Source organism: Prevotella communis, assembly GCF_022024115.1.
In the GTDB taxonomy this organism is placed as follows: domain Bacteria; phylum Bacteroidota; class Bacteroidia; order Bacteroidales; family Bacteroidaceae; genus Prevotella; species Prevotella communis.
In genome coordinates this window covers 77,110-93,316 of sequence record NZ_CP091792.1, presented here as the reverse complement: position 1 = coordinate 93,316, position 16,207 = coordinate 77,110, and the positions used below count along the sequence as shown (strand labels likewise).

Here is a 16,207-nt window from a genome sequence, read left to right as displayed (position 1 = left end):
CTTTTGCAATTATGGGAAAGAAAAGAGGTGGAAAACGGTTGAATAAGCGTGATGTTGCAAACGCTTTGCAAGCCTTGTTTCAGGCTCATCCTGGCGAGACGCTCAGTTTCAAACAGATATTCAAGGCACTGAAATTTGATACGCATCCCGTGAAGATGCTCGCTATCGACGTGATGGAAGAGATGGCATGGGATGATTATCTGTCGAAAGTAGGTGACAGCGCTTATAAACTGAATCTGAAGACGCAGGTGCAGGAGGGTACTTTCATCCGTAAAGCCAACGGCAAGAACTCGTTCCAGCCTGATGATGGCGGCAAGCCCGTCTTTGTAGCAGAGCGTAACTCGATGTTCGCTCTTAATGGCGACCGTGTAAGAGTAGCTTATATGGCACGCCGTCAGAACCATATCAAAGAAGCCATCGTTACAGATATTCTGGAACGCAAGCACGACCAGGCCGTAGGTATCTTGCAAGTAGAGAAAGACTTTGCCTTTCTCAATGCTGAAGGCAACTTCTTCGTTCACGACATTCTGATTCCCAAGAAGAAGCTCAAGGGAGGCAAGACTGGCGAGAAGGCCGTTGTAAAAATCACGCAGTGGCCATCGGCAGAATCAAAGAATATTGTCGGTGAAGTCATTGACGTGCTTGGCAAACAAGGCGAAAACAATGTTGAGATGCATGCCATCCTGGCGCAGTATGGTCTGCCTTATAAGTATCCGAAACGTGTAGAGGATGCTGCTCTGAAGATTAACGCAGAGATTTCCGAGGAAGAAATCGCCCGTCGTGAGGACTTCCGTGAGGTGTTCACCTGCACCATCGACCCCAAAGATGCCAAGGACTTTGACGATGCATTGAGCATCAGAAAAGTCACAAGTCAAAAAAATAAAACCTCAAACCTCTATGAAGTGGGCGTCCATATTGCTGATGTGAGCCATTATGTCACCGAAGGCAGTATCATCGATCGTGAGGCCGAACAGCGCGCTACCAGCGTCTATCTTGTTGACCGCACCATTCCTATGCTACCAGAAAGACTATGTAACTTTGTCTGTTCACTCCGTCCTGATGAGGAAAAACTCTGCTATAGTGTCATTTTCGTCCTGGACGATGATGCCAATATCAAAGACTGGCACCTGGCCCATACCGTTATCAAGAGCAACCGCCGATACGCCTATGAGGAAGTACAGGAGATTCTGGAAGGAAAAGATGGTGACTACGCCGACGAATTGCGTATCCTTGACAAGATGGCCAAACGTCTGCGCGAGCGCCGTTTCAAGAATGGTGCTGTGAAGTTTGATCGTGAAGAACTGCACTTTGATATTGATGACGATGGCAAGCCCACCCGCTGCTATTTCAAGAAGTCGACAGATGCCACACAGCTCATTGAGGAGTTTATGTTGCTGGCCAACCGCACGGTAGCAGAATTCATCGGTAAGGCAGGAAAGGCTAAAAAAGAGGATTCTGGCAAGCCCTCCAAAGGCAAGACTTTCGTTTATCGTATCCACGACCAGCCCGATCCTCAAAAGTTGGAAAGTCTGCGCACAGCCCTGGCTCCTTTCGGTTATAAGGTGAAAACCAGCGGCACAAAGGGTGCTATCTCAAAGAATCTCAACAACTTAATGGAGGAAGCACAAGGCGAGCGCGAACAAAAACTCGTAGAGACGCTGACCCTGCGTGCGATGATGAAAGCCAGATATTCGACCCACAACATTGGGCACTACGGACTGGCTTTTGACTACTACACGCACTTCACCTCCCCCATCCGTCGTTATCCTGACACGATGGTGCACCGTCTGCTCACCCGTTATCAGGATGGTGGACGTTCTGTGAACCAGGATCACTACGAGGAACTCTGCGAGCACTGCAGTCAGATGGAGCAGACCGCCCAGAATGCAGAGCGCGACTCTATCAAATACAAGATGGTGGAATTCATGGCCGATAAGGTAGGTATGGAGTTTGATGCCCATATCAGTGGTGTCCAGTCATACGGCATCTACTGCGAGATTGATGAGAACCACTGCGAAGGACTTGTGGGTATGCATGACCTCGATGGCGACTATTACGAGTTCGACGAGCGCAACTACTGTCTGGTAGGCCGCCGTCATCATCAGAAATATCAGCTTGGCGATGCCGTCCGTATCAAGGTGGCTCGTGCCAACATAGAGAAACGCCAGCTCGACTTTGTCCTAGTTGACTAGCCCTCAACTCTCAAACCTCAAACCAAAAATGGCAATAAGATACACACACAAGGAGGAAGTTTGGAATTCATGGAGTCATGCTGGCGGTGCTATAATGGCCGGAGCAGTGGGCATCGCATTTTTTATCGTCGTATTATTAGGCAATAACGACCGCTCATGGGCAGCTATTGGTGTTGGGCTTTACCTCTTCGGTATGCTGGGCAGCTATTTGGCATCTACCATTTATCACGCCCTGAAACTCAGGAATCCATGGCGAGAACATTTCCGGAAGTGGGACCATGCAGCCATCTATTGGCACATAGCAGGCAGCTATTCGCCTATCACACTGATGGCACTACGCAATGAAGGATATTGGGGATGGACGCTTTTCACCTTTGTATGGGTCTGCGCCCTCATAGGTACCCTGATCAGTTTCATCAAACTGAAAGACCACTCAAATATCGAAACGGCATGCTTTGTGATAATGGGTCTTAGCGTATTGGCTGCCTTTAAGCCATTGGTTGACACAGTTTCAACGAATGCTTTCGTCTGGATTGTGCTCGAGGGAGTATTTTATATCACGGGTGCTGTGTTCTATTCGTTCAACAAAAAGAAATATATGCATACGGTATTCCATTTCTGCGTATTGGCTGGTAGTATCTGTCATATCGTTGCAGTATGGGATATTCTGATACGTGACATTTTCTAGGTCACACAGAAATCACTGAAATCACAGAAATTTCTTGACCCTGACACTGAGTGTAGCTTTATTAAACTCGATACCTTTGCCTCGTTCAACAAACTGGCTCAAGGCACCACTCTGTGCCAATTCGTGTGGTGTTCCTATCAGGAGCTTTGCTCCTCTTTCTGTGATTTCAGTGATTTCTGTGTGAGGTCTAGTCATCAGCCATATCTCGTCAGCCACCTGCAAAGCCAGTTCCAAATCATGGGTCGATAGAAACACCGTTTTCTGTGCCTCCCTACTGATACGACTCAGCAACAAAAGCATGTCCACCTTACTGGGATAATCCAAGAAGGCTGTAGGCTCATCCAAATAAATGATAGGTGTCTGCTGCGCCAGTGTCTTCGCTATCATGACCTTCTGGCGCTCGCCATCGCTCAAAGTCTCAATCATCCTGTTTTTCAGATGACCAATGCCTATCAAAGCCATTGCTTCCTCACAAGCCCTTCGGTCATCATCATTCAGTCGTCCCCAGAACCCAGTATAAGGCGCGCGTCCCATTTCTACCAGTTCCATCGCCGTCATTTGCTGCACATCAGGTTTCTCTGTTAACACAATACCAATAGTACGAGCCAGCTCGCGCTCAGTGTATTGTCCCAACTCACGTCCCTGGATACAGATACTTCCACCCAGTTGTGGCTGGAAGGCAGACAACGTCTTGAGCAATGTCGACTTACCCACACCATTCTCACCCAACAGACAAGTAAGACACCCCTGATGAATGTTGGCCGTAAGATGTTCAGCCACCACCCTGGTGCCCTGCTTATTCCTGTAACCTATACTCAGGTCGTTCAGCGTGACAGATATATTGCTATTCATTTTGTCGGAAGTCTTGACATTCTCCGTGCAAAAGTATGCTTTTTTTTTGATGTGAGCAAGTAATATCGAAAAAGTTTTGTACTTTTGCATTCAAATGCCGTTTCATCTTCTACACACCCTGACACCACGTCCAAAACAGATGAATAATCCGTTTTGCTACGAGCCGCATCCACTTTGTTTGGAGGCGGCCGATGAGGTGCGTGCATACCTAAAGCAGCACCCTAAATGGGACGAAGAGATACAGGCAGGAAAGATGTTTGGTGTCTTGGTGTGCGAGAATCAGCAAGGCCAACTTGGTTTCCTTGCAGCTTATAGCGGGCAGATTGGCGGACGCGAAGACTGGCCTTGGTTTGTGCCAGCTATCTTCGACTATCTGCAGCCCGATGGTTATTTCAAACAAGAGGAGGCTCGTATCTCTGCCATCAATCAACAGGTGGAGGCATTAGAAAAGAACAATGAGCACCTGGCCCTACAAGCAGAATGGCAGCAGGTCAACCAACAGGCCAACCAGGAAATTGCAGCCTATAAGCAACTGATGCAACAGTCAAAAAAGCGACGTGATGAACAACGGGAAAAAGATGGTGAGACTGAGACGATAATTCGCGAGAGTCAGTTTCAGAAAGCCGAACTACGCCGCTTGAAGAAACGTTGGCAGGAGCAAATGGATACCATTGAGAGACGCCTGCAACCATTCTCCGCAGAGATTGCCTCATTGAAAGCTGAGCGGAAACAGCGCTCTGATGCTTTGCAACGTTGGCTATTTGACCATTTCATGATGGCGAATAGCGAGAATAAATATCGCTCGCTGACCAACATCTTTTCCCAAACGCCTCAAGGAGTGCCTCCCTCTGGTTCAGGTGAATGCTGTGCCCCTAAGTTACTCCAGTATGCCTTTACCCATCAACTGCGTCCATTGAGTATGGCAGAATTCTGGCAAGGCAGGTCACCTCGCATGGAGATACGTCATCATAACCACTACTATCCTGCTTGTCGGGGTAAATGCAGACCTATCCTAGGATGGATGCTCCCCATGGAAACCAATGAGGCCCACAAGTCCCTGGAACCTATCATCATACACCAGGCATCCGGTTTCCTCGTTATCTACAAGCCAGCTGGCCTACTATCCGTTCCTGGTCTCTCTGATGCCCCATCAGTAGAAAGTCTTCTCAAGAAGCAATATTCGGAAATCTATATGGTACATCGTCTGGATATGGATACCTCGGGTGTGATGGTCGTGGCGCTGACCCAAGAGGCCTACCATCATTTGCAAAACCAGTTCTTAGCGCGAACAGTACAGAAAGAATATGTCGCGATATTGGAAAAAGAGATACAAGGGAGCGGCACCATTAGTCTGCCCCTACGACCAGACTTGACAGACCGTCCCCGTCAGGTGGTGGATACTGAGTACGGCAAGCCTGCCCTGACAGAATATCAGGCCTTAGGCGATTGTCGTATCCGACTGACTCCCCATACTGGTCGCACCCATCAGTTGCGTGTGCATTGTGCCCACGAGCAAGGTCTCAATAATCCTATCAAGGGCGATCCTCTTTATGGACGACAGAAAGCCGACCGCTTGTATCTGCACGCCGAACTGCTGTCCTTTAATGACCCGGAAACAAACGAACGGCTAACGTTCCGCTATCCTGCACCATTTTAATTTATGAGCAAAGAAATAACATCCCCTATACTTGAACTGCAACGCCAGCGTGCTTTGTTGCAGATGGAATACGATGAAGAGAAGCGCGCCTTCCAACAGCAGACCGAAGCCCTCGGCATGCTGCGAAGGGTGAAACGTGGTGATGCCTGGATGCCTTTGCGTGTTGGCAAGTCGTACTATAACTCCCTGAATCAATATTGCGTGGAGGTATTCCGCCAGGCAGACGATGACACAGACCATAACTTTGAATTCGGACGACCAGTCCAATTCTTCGTACAAAAGGAGAAAGAGATTCATTTCTTCCATGCCACTGGTAGCGTGAGCTATGTCGATGGCGACCGTATGGTGGTCAGCATACCCGACGGCTTTCCTGTTGGGGATTTACAGATCACCGATGGTCAGCTAGGCATCCAACTCTTCTTCGACGAGACCTCCTATCGCCTGATGTTCGATGCCATCGACCGCACCATGCGTGCCAAAGGCCGATTGGGTTATCTGCGCGACCTTTTCTACTCGCATCAGAAAGCCGAGACATTTTCTTTTCCTGACATCGGTTTCTCGTATCTGAATGAAACCCAGCAGCATGCTGTCAACGAAGTGCTGCGAGCCAAGGATGTAGCCATTGTACATGGCCCTCCAGGCACAGGAAAGACAACCACCCTTGTAGAAGCCATCTATGAGACCCTGCGTCGCGAGAGTCAGGTACTGGTATGCGCCCAGAGCAATACGGCGGTAGACTGGATATCGGAGAAACTCGTAGATAGAGGTCTGAACGTTTTGCGTATAGGAAACCCCGTCAGGGTAGACGATAAGATGCTCTCCTTTACCTACGAGCGTCGCTTCGAGGCTCATCCTGACTATCCCCAGCTATGGGCTATCCGCAAGGCTATCCGTGAATTGCGCAGTCATAGAAAACGTACAGACAACTGGCACCAGAAGATGGATCGCCTGAAGAGTCGTGCCACCGAACTGGAGATACGCATCAATGCCGAACTCTTTGGTGAGGCACGCGTCATAGCCTGTACCCTGGTAGGCTCTGCCAACCGTCTGCTCGACGGCATGAAGTTTGGCACCCTTTTCATCGACGAGGCCGCCCAGGCCCTTGAAGCAGCCTGTTGGATACCCATCCGCAGGGCCAGTCGTGTAATCCTGGCAGGCGACCATTGTCAGTTGCCCCCTACGGTAAAATGCTATGAAGCCCTGAAAGGCGGACTAGGTCACACGCTGATGGAACGTATCGCCGAGCAGAAGCCTGAGGTGGTGACCCTTCTGCGCATACAATACCGCATGCACGAAGATATCATGCAGTTCTCGTCCGACTGGTTCTACCATCACCAGATGGTGGCGGCACCCGAGGTAAAACACCGCAGCATCCTAGACCTCGATCTGCCTATGATGTGGATTGACACCTCACAATATGATGGTAAGGAGGAATTCGTGGGAGAGTCCTTCGGTCGTGTCAACAAGACGGAAGCCGAACTGACCCTGCTCTCCCTGCAAGCCTATTTCGAACTCATCGGCAAACAGCGTATCCTGGACGAGCGACTCGACGTGGGCATCATCTCACCCTACCGTGCCCAGGTGCAGTATCTGCGTTCACAAATCCGTAAGAAGGAGTGGATGAAGCCCTTCCGCACACGCATCAGCGTGAATACCGTTGACGGATTCCAGGGACAGGAGCGCGACATTATCGTCATCTCCCTGGTACGCTCTAACGACGACGGACAGATTGGATTCCTACGCGACCTACGACGCATGAACGTGGCTATCACCAGAGCACGAATGAAAGTCATCATCCTGGGCGATAGCAACACGTTGACACGCCATCCGTTCTATCGTAAGTTATACCAATATGTGAAGTCATTGAAAGGTGAAGAATGATCAACGCTAAGGAACAATATGATATACTTCAGGAACTGGCTGCTGGCAAACCGTCAACAGTCAACCTGCGACAACTGCACGAAGTCATCAAACTCTGTGCAGCAGAAGGCTGTCGCTCACAAGGGGGAACCTTTGGCAACCTTTTCTCGCAGATAGACTATGTCTGCAAGCACTATGGATTGAAAGCGCAACAGAAATGGGCTATCCAACAGGCTCGTCGCCATTCCAATGGAAATGAAACGTTGTCTCTCGATGAGTGGCACTACGATTTGCGAGCAGTAACTCTACTTATCTCTACCATCTTCCATGAGGATGTGCCTGGCAGTCTGCTGCAACTGTTGCCTGTCAACCTACAGCCTCAACCCACGCAACTCAACATCAACAAGCGCTATATCCGCTGTATTGTCCGTTCGTACGACGACAAGACGATAACAGCAGACAGCGAAGAGGGGGAGATTGTCATTGACTATGGCAATACTGACGGGGGGCGCGATTTTGCCTATCTGCAAAAAATACTCCGCGAGGGTATGCAGCTGAACCTGCTGGATTGCCACTATGACGAAAAGATCGTTCCAGGTCTCATCGTGGTAGAGCCCGACTTTATGCTCGACATCTCGTCTCTGGCGGCCTGTTTCACAGCCTACGGGCATCATCCCCTACTCTACACCGTCAGTCGTCTGAAGCCACGTCCCAACACGCAAGCCACACTATTAGGTAACTTTGCCGGCACGGCTCTCGACGATATCATCCACAACCCGCAGGTCACGCTACAACAGTCATTGCAACGTTCCTATCGCGAACAGGCCGACCGCTTTGCTGCATGCGAGGACTTCAATAAAGAGAGCTTTGAACAGGCTGCGGCTGCGCAGATGGAGAATATCCGCCAGACGGCATTAATTCTTAATTCTGAATTCTTAATTCATAATTCCCTACTCGAGCCTTCGTTTGTCTGCGAGCACCTTGGTCTTCAAGGACGTGTGGACCTGATGACGGCCGATATGAGTCTGCTTGTAGAACAGAAATCAGGCAAGAACCAGAAGATAGAATACCAGAGTCATGATGCCCATGGTCTGCAACTGGAGAGTCACTATGTGCAGTTGCTACTCTATTATGGCATCCTGCGCTATAATTTCAACAAAAGTGATAATCAAGTAGATACCCGTCTGCTCTATTCACGCTATGCGCCAGAGAAAGGACTGATAGCGGTCAACTACTATCGCACCCTGTTTCGCGAGGCCATCAAGTTGCGTAACCAGATTGTTGCTACCGAACTGCTTATCGCTCGCGACGGATTTGGTCGCATCATCCCCCTGCTCAATGCTGATATTATATATAAAGGTGTTGCCCGCGATGGCTATTTCCATCGTTATATCCTGCCAGAACTCTTAACTCTAAACTCTTATCTCTTAACTCTCGACTCTCTTGAACGTGCTTACTACGAGCGCATGATGACCTTTGTCTATCGTGAACAAAGGGCACAGAAACTGGGCAGTAGTGAGCAAACACTCCATCATGCTGGAGGATGCAGTTCCGACCTTTGGCTGATGCCCCTCAACGAGAAACAAGAACAGGGTAACATCATCATGCCCCTCCATATCATCAAGCGCGAGAAAACAGACCCAGATGGTGGCTATAACCGCATCACCCTTCGTTTCAGCAATGTTCCCAATGCGTCCCCATTGGGCACCCTCAATTTCCGTAAGGGCGATATGATCTATCTTTATCAATACGATGAAGAGCCGAATGTCCGGAAGAGCATTCTCTACAAGGGCAGTATCGAGGATATCCATGACGGCAAGGTCATCATCCTTCTGAACGACGGTCAGCAGAACGAGTCTGTCTTTGCCCTATCAGACAAGACCTGGGCCATAGAACATGGTGGTAGCGATGTGGGTACCAACAGTAACATCCGCAGTATTCACCAGTTCATACAATCCTCGCCCCAGAAGAAGGCTCTGCTCTTAGGACAGCGTACACCTGAGGCCGACACCTCACTCGTCCTGTCACAGTCCTACAACCCTTATTATGACGATATCCTTCTGAAGGTCAAACAGGCTCGCGACTACTTCCTTCTGGTTGGTCCTCCAGGAACAGGTAAGACCTCTATGGCCCTACGCTTCATGGTGGAAGAAGAACTAAAGGGTATCGATACGTCATCCATCCTTCTGATGGCCTATACCAATCGCGCCGTCGAAGAGATTCGCTCCATGCTTGAAGATGCCTGTCTGGCTGACGATGAACGTATCCTCACAGGTACCACGTCGATGATGCAGGCACGACCGTTCCTCCTGGAAGGTCATCATTTCTCCTTGGCCATCATCGACGAGGCCTCGCAAGTATTAGAGCCAGGCCTCATCGGATTACTGAGTAGCGACCAGATAGACCGTTTCGTACTCGTTGGTGACCACAAGCAACTGCCTGCCGTGGTACAGCAGAATCCGGAGGAAGCACGGATTGACGACCCATTACTCAGAAGTATCGGACTGAACGACTGCAGGCAGTCGCTCTTCCAGCGCCTTTACAACTGGGAGGTGCGACAACAGCGCACGCAATTTATCGGCACCCTTCACCGTCAGGGACGCATGCACCCTGATGTGGCATCGTTTGCCAGCAACCATTTCTATCATGCCTGGCTGCAACCCGTTCCCCTGCCCCATCAGCAGGAAACAGCCATCGGCTACGACCTGCCCTCACAAGATGCCATTGATGATATTCTCAAGACTCATCGCATCGTATTCTTCGACTCAACACCCAACACCATCGATCTCGCCCTGCGTATCCGTCGTTTCTATGGCGACCACTTTAATCCAGAGAAGACCCTTGGCATCATCGTGACCTACCGCCATCAGATAGCAGCCATCCGGGAGGTTCTTCCTGATATCAGTATTGATACCGTGGAGCGTTATCAGGGTTCACAGCGTGATGTCATCATCTATGACGTAGGCGTCAGTCGTCAGTACCAACTGGATTTCCTGACTGCCAGCACCTTTACAGACGACGAAGGACAGACAGTGGACCGTAAACTCAATGTGGCCCTGACACGTGCTCGCAAGCAGATGATTATCGTAGGATGCTCATCTATTCTGCGTCAAAACACCCTCTATCGTCAGTTAATCGATAATTTTTCTGTATAAAACAGGATGCCATTTACAGAAAATGTGTAAATTTGCACGCAGTTTTTATGACTTTAACAATAAAACGGTATGAAAAAGATTAGTTTAAGTGCAGCCTGTGTGCTGCTGGCAGGTAGTTTTCTGTGCAGTTCATGTATTGGTTCTTTCAGTCTCTTCAATAAGTACGAGAAGTGGCAGTGCAACATGACCAGCAACAAGTACGTTAATGGTATCGTAGGTCTGATTCTGCAGCCTATCGTAGGTGGTGTATGCCTCTTCGTAGACGCTGTAGTACTCAACACCATCGAGTTCTGGACAGGCAGCAATCCTATGGCTGTAAACAAGGTGCAGACCGTGAAGGGTCAGGACGGCCGTTACTATGCCGTAAAGACGCTGAAGAATGGTTACGAGGTAAAGGCTCCTAACGGTGAGATTACCCTCTTCATTCACGACAGCAAGACAGAGTCATGGTCAATCTCTCAGAACGGTGTGACTAAGGAGATTATCCGTTTCAATGCTGATGGCACCATCCAGGCTTCCCTGCAGAATGGCGAGAAGTTGACTGTTACCAACGACCAGGCTGGTATGCAGAAGGTTCGCGAGGCTGTTTATAATGACAACTGCTTCGCTCTGCGCTAAGCAAGCCTACATCAATAAAAAAGTAATGGAGAGCCACTCGTGCTCTCCATTTTCTTTTTCTTACCAGCGGTCTTTAGTCTGGATATCGTCTGCCCAGCGATGGTCTTTAGGGAAAGGTTGTCCACCCCAGGCTTTCACCTGCGTCCAAGGCTCAGCCTTGCAAGTCCAGAAATCATGGTTGGCAGGCAGTCCAAGAGGCATCAGCGACAGACTGGTCATATAGAGCGAACCATTATTGGTGTACCAGTCGGCTGTCTCCGGCTGGTGTCCACAGAAGCCGATAGTAAGGAAGCCACCCTCATTGTAATTCTGTTGCTGGTCATACATCCGATGCATCACCTGCGTCAAGGCGGCACGTACCTGTCCGTTGCTCAGTTCCCGAGGCAGTTTCTGATACCAGGCCATCAAAGCCAATGGTTGCATAGCTGCCATACGATAAGGCGTGGAGCGACCAATCACAGGGAATGTTCCCTCTGGCGAGATAAAGCGCTCCAGGATAATCGAGAATTTCTGTGCGCGCTTCAGTGCACGGTCATAATATTTCCTATACTCCAAACGGGTATTTGCCCTCGCATCAATCATATTCTGAAGGGTCTCCAGATACATGGCATGGAACACATAACTGGAGTAGTAGTCGAAAGCAAACACAGGACCATCGGCATACCAGCCATCGCCCACATACCATTCCTCAACCTTACGAATCGTCATCATCACACGGAAGTCGTCATATTCCCTCAGGCCTGCAGCCTTGGCAATAAAACTCTCTATCGTTGAAGAGAAAAGAAACCAGTTGGTATAAGGCGGCTCTATGGAGCGCAACTTCTTGAACTCCTTGATATAGCGCTCCTTCGTTACCTTGTCGAGTGGTACCCACAAGGCATCATAGCCACGGATAAACGACTCTGCAATATAGGCAGCATCCACCAGGTTCTGGCCAGCCACACCCCAACAGAGATAATCAGGACTCTCAGGATCTACCGAGTTCTTATACGAGGCCAAGGCCCACTCACGCAACTGTCGAACCTGTGCCAGTTCTTTCTGCTCGGCAGCAGAACTGCCAAACACGCTATCGGGCAGGGCCAGCCAAGGCGCAATACCAGCCATCAGGCGGCCAAAGGTCTCCATATACACCACCTTGCGATTACGGTTGTCAAACGAGGGTGAGAACTCCGTCTGCATATTCTTCTGCAGTTCACCCTTAGCCATGTTTTCCAATACCGGCTGTGCCATTTTATAGGCCTGCTCACACCAATACTCACGATCAGAAAGTTGTTTTGTTGCCTTCTTCTTTGCCTCTACAGGAAGCAGTACAGAAAAAGCACAAATAGAAACCAATACAAGTATAAAACGTTTCATTTTGTAAGAAATAAATTGAATATTGTTGCAAAGTTAAAAAATAATTCATAGTTCATGGTTCTTAATTCATATTTATTTCTTACCTTTGCAACCATATTTTATTTTTTTAACTAAAACATTGGTATTACTAAATTAATCGCACGGTATGAAAAAGCAGACATGGATGGCGGCAACTTTAGCCGTAGTGCTGGCCGTTTTTAGCAGTACGGCAGCTATGGGACAAAAGAAGAAAGACACTCCCCTTTGGATGGAGGACTTTACCAGTCGTATCACCCTGAACGGCTATGCACAGGGCGGCTGGTCCTATCAGGACCTCAACGGTGAGAAGACCAACTCCTACAATCTGAAGCGTACGCTCCTTTGGGCAAAAGCCCGTATCACAGACCGCTGGTCGTTTCTCTTTATGCACGACTTCTCCAGTGTTCCACAAGAGTTCTATACCGATTTTCGCGTGACTAAGAATAACGCGCTGACCGTCCGCCTGGGACAGTTCAAGCACTCTTACACCATGGAAAACCCCATGTCTCCTACTCAACTGGAACTGATTGACGTCTATTCTCAGGCTGTGCTCTATCTGGCTGGCGAAGGTCCTGACCCACTGAATGGTGTGAACTATGGTCGCGACCAGGGATTGATGATCTTTGGTGATATCCTGAAGAATAGGGTACACTATGAGCTGGCGCTGATGAGCGGACAGGGTATCAACCGTAAAGACCAGAACAACCAGAAAGATTTCATCGCCAAATTGGAACTGCGGCCGATGGATGGTCTACGTATTGTAGGCTCCGGCTATCTGGGCACAGGCAATGCAATGGGTACTGCCGCTTGGAATCCTGACATCCAGAAAGGTGACAACTACAAGCGCAACCGCTATAGCGTAGGTGTAGAATATAAGACGGCCCCCTATTCTGAGGGCGAATACAAAGAAGCCCGTCCTGCCAGCATCCGAGCCGAGTGGTTGGGCGGTGAAGATGGTGAAGTAGGCAGTCGCGGTGGCTATGTCACCACCTGTATTCCTGTCTATGATGCCCTCGACGTGGTAGCATCTGGCGAGACTTTCGATAGAAACACCAAGGTGGATGGATGGGATCAGACCAACCTGACCCTGGGCGTCCAGTACTGGTTCTATAAGAAGTGCCGCGTGCAGTTGCAGTATACCCGTTGCCTCTGCGGCGAGAAAATCTCCTCAAAGGATTACAACTGGTTGCAGGCTCAGGTGCAGGTAGCATTCTAATTGGTAATTGAAAATTGACAATTGATAATTATGTTAATCAAAGTTCTCTTAACGATTATTTTCCTGGCCGTCATGATTGGTGTAGGTCTCTACACCCGCAAACAGGCCAGCAGTGTTGATGGATTCGTGCTCGGCGGACGTTCCGTAGGTCCCTGGCTCACGGCTTTCGCCTTTGGCACCAGTTATTTCTCTGCGGTCGTCTTCGTTGGCTATGCAGGACAGTTTGGCTGGAAATACGGTCTCTCGTCCGCTTGGATTGGTATTGGTAATGCCGTGATTGGTTCGTTGCTGGCCTGGATTATCCTGGGACGTCGCACCAAACTGATGACACAGCATATCGAGAGTCGCACGATGCCCGATTTCTTTGGCACCCGTTTTCAGAGTCAGGGCCTGCGTGTGGCAGCTTCTATCATCGCCTTCGTCTTCCTGATTCCCTATACCGCTGGTGTATATAGTGGTATCTCGCGTCTCTTCGAGATGGGCTTCGAGATTCCCTACGAGTATTGCGTGGTGATTATGTCTATCCTCACCGCAGTCTACGTTATTCTGGGTGGCTATAAGGCTACAGCCATGAACGACTTCATTCAGGGTATCATCATGCTCTTTGGTATCGTGGCCGTTATCTGGGCTGTACTGGCTAATAATGGCGGTCTGACAACAGCCGTAGAGCGACTGGCAGAGATTCCCGCCGATGATACAGGCGCTACAGGTGTCTTTGCTTCATGGTTCGGACCTGACCCCTGGGGACTGTTGGGTGTTGTTATCCTCACCTCACTGGGCACCATGGGACTACCCCAGATGGTAGGTAAGTTCTATTCTATCACAGACGAGAGCGCCATCAAGCGCGGCACCGTCATCTCCACCGTTTTCGCCTTCATCGTGGCTGGCGGATGTTATTTCCTTGGTGGCTTCGGACGTCTCTACGACCCCGTGATTGGTGCCAATGGCAAAATAGCCTTCGACTCCATCGTACCTGCCATGCTTATCACCCTGCCCGATGTGCTCATCGCCCTCGTGGTGCTATTGGTGCTGTCGGCATCTATGTCCACACTGGCCTCATTGGTACTCACGTCAAGTTCAACGATGACCCTCGACCTCATTTATCGTGATAAGAAGTCTTTGCCTGGTGAAGTAGAAGAAGGCACCATCGATGATATTGTTGCCGAAAAAGTTGAGCGTCGTAAGGTCGTGGTGATGCGCGTACTGATTATGTTCTTCATCGCTATCTCCCTGCTCATCGCCCTGAATCCTCCCACCTTCATTGCCCAGCTCATGGGTATCTCCTGGGGTGCGCTGGCAGGTGCTTTCCTGGCTCCCTTCATGTTGGGTCTCTATTGGAAGCGCGTCACCACCGCCTCTGTATGGGCTTGCTTCGTATGGGGCGTAGGCCTGACAGTTATCAACATGCTCCTTGGTAACCCCATCAATCCTATCAACTGCGGTGCCATCGCCATGATTGGTGGCTTCCCCATCGTATTGATTGTCAGCACGATGACGCCCCACATGTCCAAAAAGGATGTGGATCAGATATTCGAATGCTACAAGTAAGCATATTTCTATAGAAATGGAGGAGTAAAATTTTACTTCTCCATTTCCTTTATCGTCAGGAAACATTTCTCCCAGCCGTTAAACGACGAGCGTTGCCCTTTAGGAATCATCAGACAGTTGTATCCTTCGTCAAACACCTTTGATGGTGATGGTACAGAGATATAAGGCGTATAGCATCTCACCTCACTGTCAGCTTCCTTCAGCAATGCGCATTTTTTGAAAGCCTTCTGTTCTATGACGACACTACTGCAATACAAGGAGACAGTGAGCAGGGAGTCACAACCATAGAATGCCTCCTGACCAACGTATGCCAGGTTCTCAGGAAGGGTCAATGTCTGCAGATGACTACCTGAGAAAGCATAGGCACCAATGACGTCCAGCGTCTTGGGGAAAGAGATACTCTTCAAGCCCTCACAGTCACGAAAGGCAGAAGCGCCAATCTTCTCAACGCCCTCGGGCACCACCGTATTCTTACCACCCAGATACAGCTCACGATTCTCGGACTTGATTATCGCATTACAGTTGTTGCGTGAGTCGTAGACAGGATTGCCAGCCTTCACATAGATATTCTCCAGACGAGGGAAGCGACGTGCCAGGTCCTCACCATCACTATAAGTCTCGTAATAATCCGTGAAAAACACCGTCTCGCCCCACGACTTCACATTGCCGCCTATGACCAGCGATGTCAGCACATCATTGCCATTGGGACGCTTCGTTGTCTCGTATTCCTCCTTATCAAACACACCCAGATTCTGAATCTTCGTCAGCGGATAATCCACCTCATTGATACCCACAGCATCAGGTATCACAATCTCACGTACCTTCTCTGCCGTACCAATCAGAATAGCTTCTGTCTTATCAATTTCGAAATACAGTGTGCCATCAGTATAATAGCCATCCTTGATATATGGACGCACCACATAGGCGCTGCCACCCTTGTCAAATTTCGACATACATGCACTGGCAACAGCACAGAGAATCACACCGATTAGTAATTTTACACCCAGTTTCATTATTGACTTTCTGATAATCATGTACTTATGGTTA

At 49.4% G+C, this 16,207-nt stretch carries 11 protein-coding genes; 8 read left to right on the top strand and 3 right to left on the bottom strand.

Translation table 11 applies throughout. The features are described from left to right. The first annotated feature begins 11 nt into the window (after positions 1-11). Both rnr and trhA read left to right on the top strand, forming a co-directional pair. Entirely contained in the window at positions 12-2,192 is a 2,181-nt protein-coding gene (rnr, locus tag L6468_RS00345; RefSeq protein WP_237794067.1) for a ribonuclease R, read from the top strand. A gap of 28 nt (positions 2,193-2,220) precedes the next feature. Then, complete coding sequence (gene trhA, locus L6468_RS00340; protein ID WP_091819157.1) at positions 2,221-2,880, top strand: PAQR family membrane homeostasis protein TrhA; 660 nt, start codon at positions 2,221-2,223, stop codon at positions 2,878-2,880. 21 nt (positions 2,881-2,901) lie between these two features. Here trhA and L6468_RS00335 read toward each other — a convergent pair whose 3' ends face one another. Beyond that, complete coding sequence (locus tag L6468_RS00335) at positions 2,902-3,732, bottom strand: ABC transporter ATP-binding protein (RefSeq protein ID WP_091853910.1); 831 nt, start codon at positions 3,730-3,732, stop codon at positions 2,902-2,904. A 139-nt stretch (positions 3,733-3,871) separates the two neighbouring features. Here L6468_RS00335 and L6468_RS00330 point away from each other — a divergent pair, with 139 nt between their 5' ends. The 4 genes from L6468_RS00330 to L6468_RS00315 all read left to right on the top strand — a co-directional run bounded on the left by L6468_RS00330 (position 3,872) and on the right by L6468_RS00315 (position 11,022). After that, entirely contained in the window at positions 3,872-5,389 is a 1,518-nt protein-coding gene (locus tag L6468_RS00330; protein WP_237794060.1) for an RluA family pseudouridine synthase, read from the top strand. 3 nt (positions 5,390-5,392) lie between these two features. Next, positions 5,393-7,270 carry an AAA domain-containing protein gene (locus L6468_RS00325; RefSeq protein WP_237794052.1) on the top strand — a complete coding sequence of 626 codons (1,878 nt, stop codon included), beginning with the start codon at positions 5,393-5,395 and terminating at the stop codon, positions 7,268-7,270. Next, entirely contained in the window at positions 7,267-10,404 is a 3,138-nt protein-coding gene (locus L6468_RS00320; RefSeq protein WP_237794044.1) for a DEAD/DEAH box helicase, read from the top strand. The genes L6468_RS00325 and L6468_RS00320 overlap by 4 nt, the downstream gene beginning before the upstream one ends. Positions 10,405-10,473: 69 nt before the next feature. Beyond that, positions 10,474-11,022: a DUF3332 domain-containing protein gene (locus L6468_RS00315; RefSeq protein WP_237794039.1), complete on the top strand. Its 549-nt coding sequence runs from the start codon at positions 10,474-10,476 to the stop codon at positions 11,020-11,022. A gap of 60 nt (positions 11,023-11,082) precedes the next feature. Here the strand turns inward: L6468_RS00315 and L6468_RS00310 are convergent, their stop codons facing one another. Further along, complete coding sequence (locus tag L6468_RS00310; protein ID WP_237794023.1) at positions 11,083-12,378, bottom strand: DUF2264 domain-containing protein; 1,296 nt, start codon at positions 12,376-12,378, stop codon at positions 11,083-11,085. Positions 12,379-12,523: 145 nt separating this feature from the next. On the opposite strand from L6468_RS00310, the gene L6468_RS00305 reads away from it, so the two are divergent. Continuing rightward, positions 12,524-13,612: an OprO/OprP family phosphate-selective porin gene (locus L6468_RS00305; protein ID WP_237794021.1), complete on the top strand. Its 1,089-nt coding sequence runs from the start codon at positions 12,524-12,526 to the stop codon at positions 13,610-13,612. A gap of 30 nt (positions 13,613-13,642) precedes the next feature. After that, entirely contained in the window at positions 13,643-15,160 is a 1,518-nt protein-coding gene (locus L6468_RS00300; protein ID WP_091819149.1) for a sodium:solute symporter family transporter, read from the top strand. A 32-nt stretch (positions 15,161-15,192) separates the two neighbouring features. Here the strand turns inward: L6468_RS00300 and L6468_RS00295 are convergent, their stop codons facing one another. Further along, positions 15,193-16,194 carry a leucine-rich repeat domain-containing protein gene (locus L6468_RS00295; protein ID WP_237794019.1) on the bottom strand — a complete coding sequence of 334 codons (1,002 nt, stop codon included), beginning with the start codon at positions 16,192-16,194 and terminating at the stop codon, positions 15,193-15,195. Positions 16,195-16,207 lie beyond the last annotated feature (13 nt).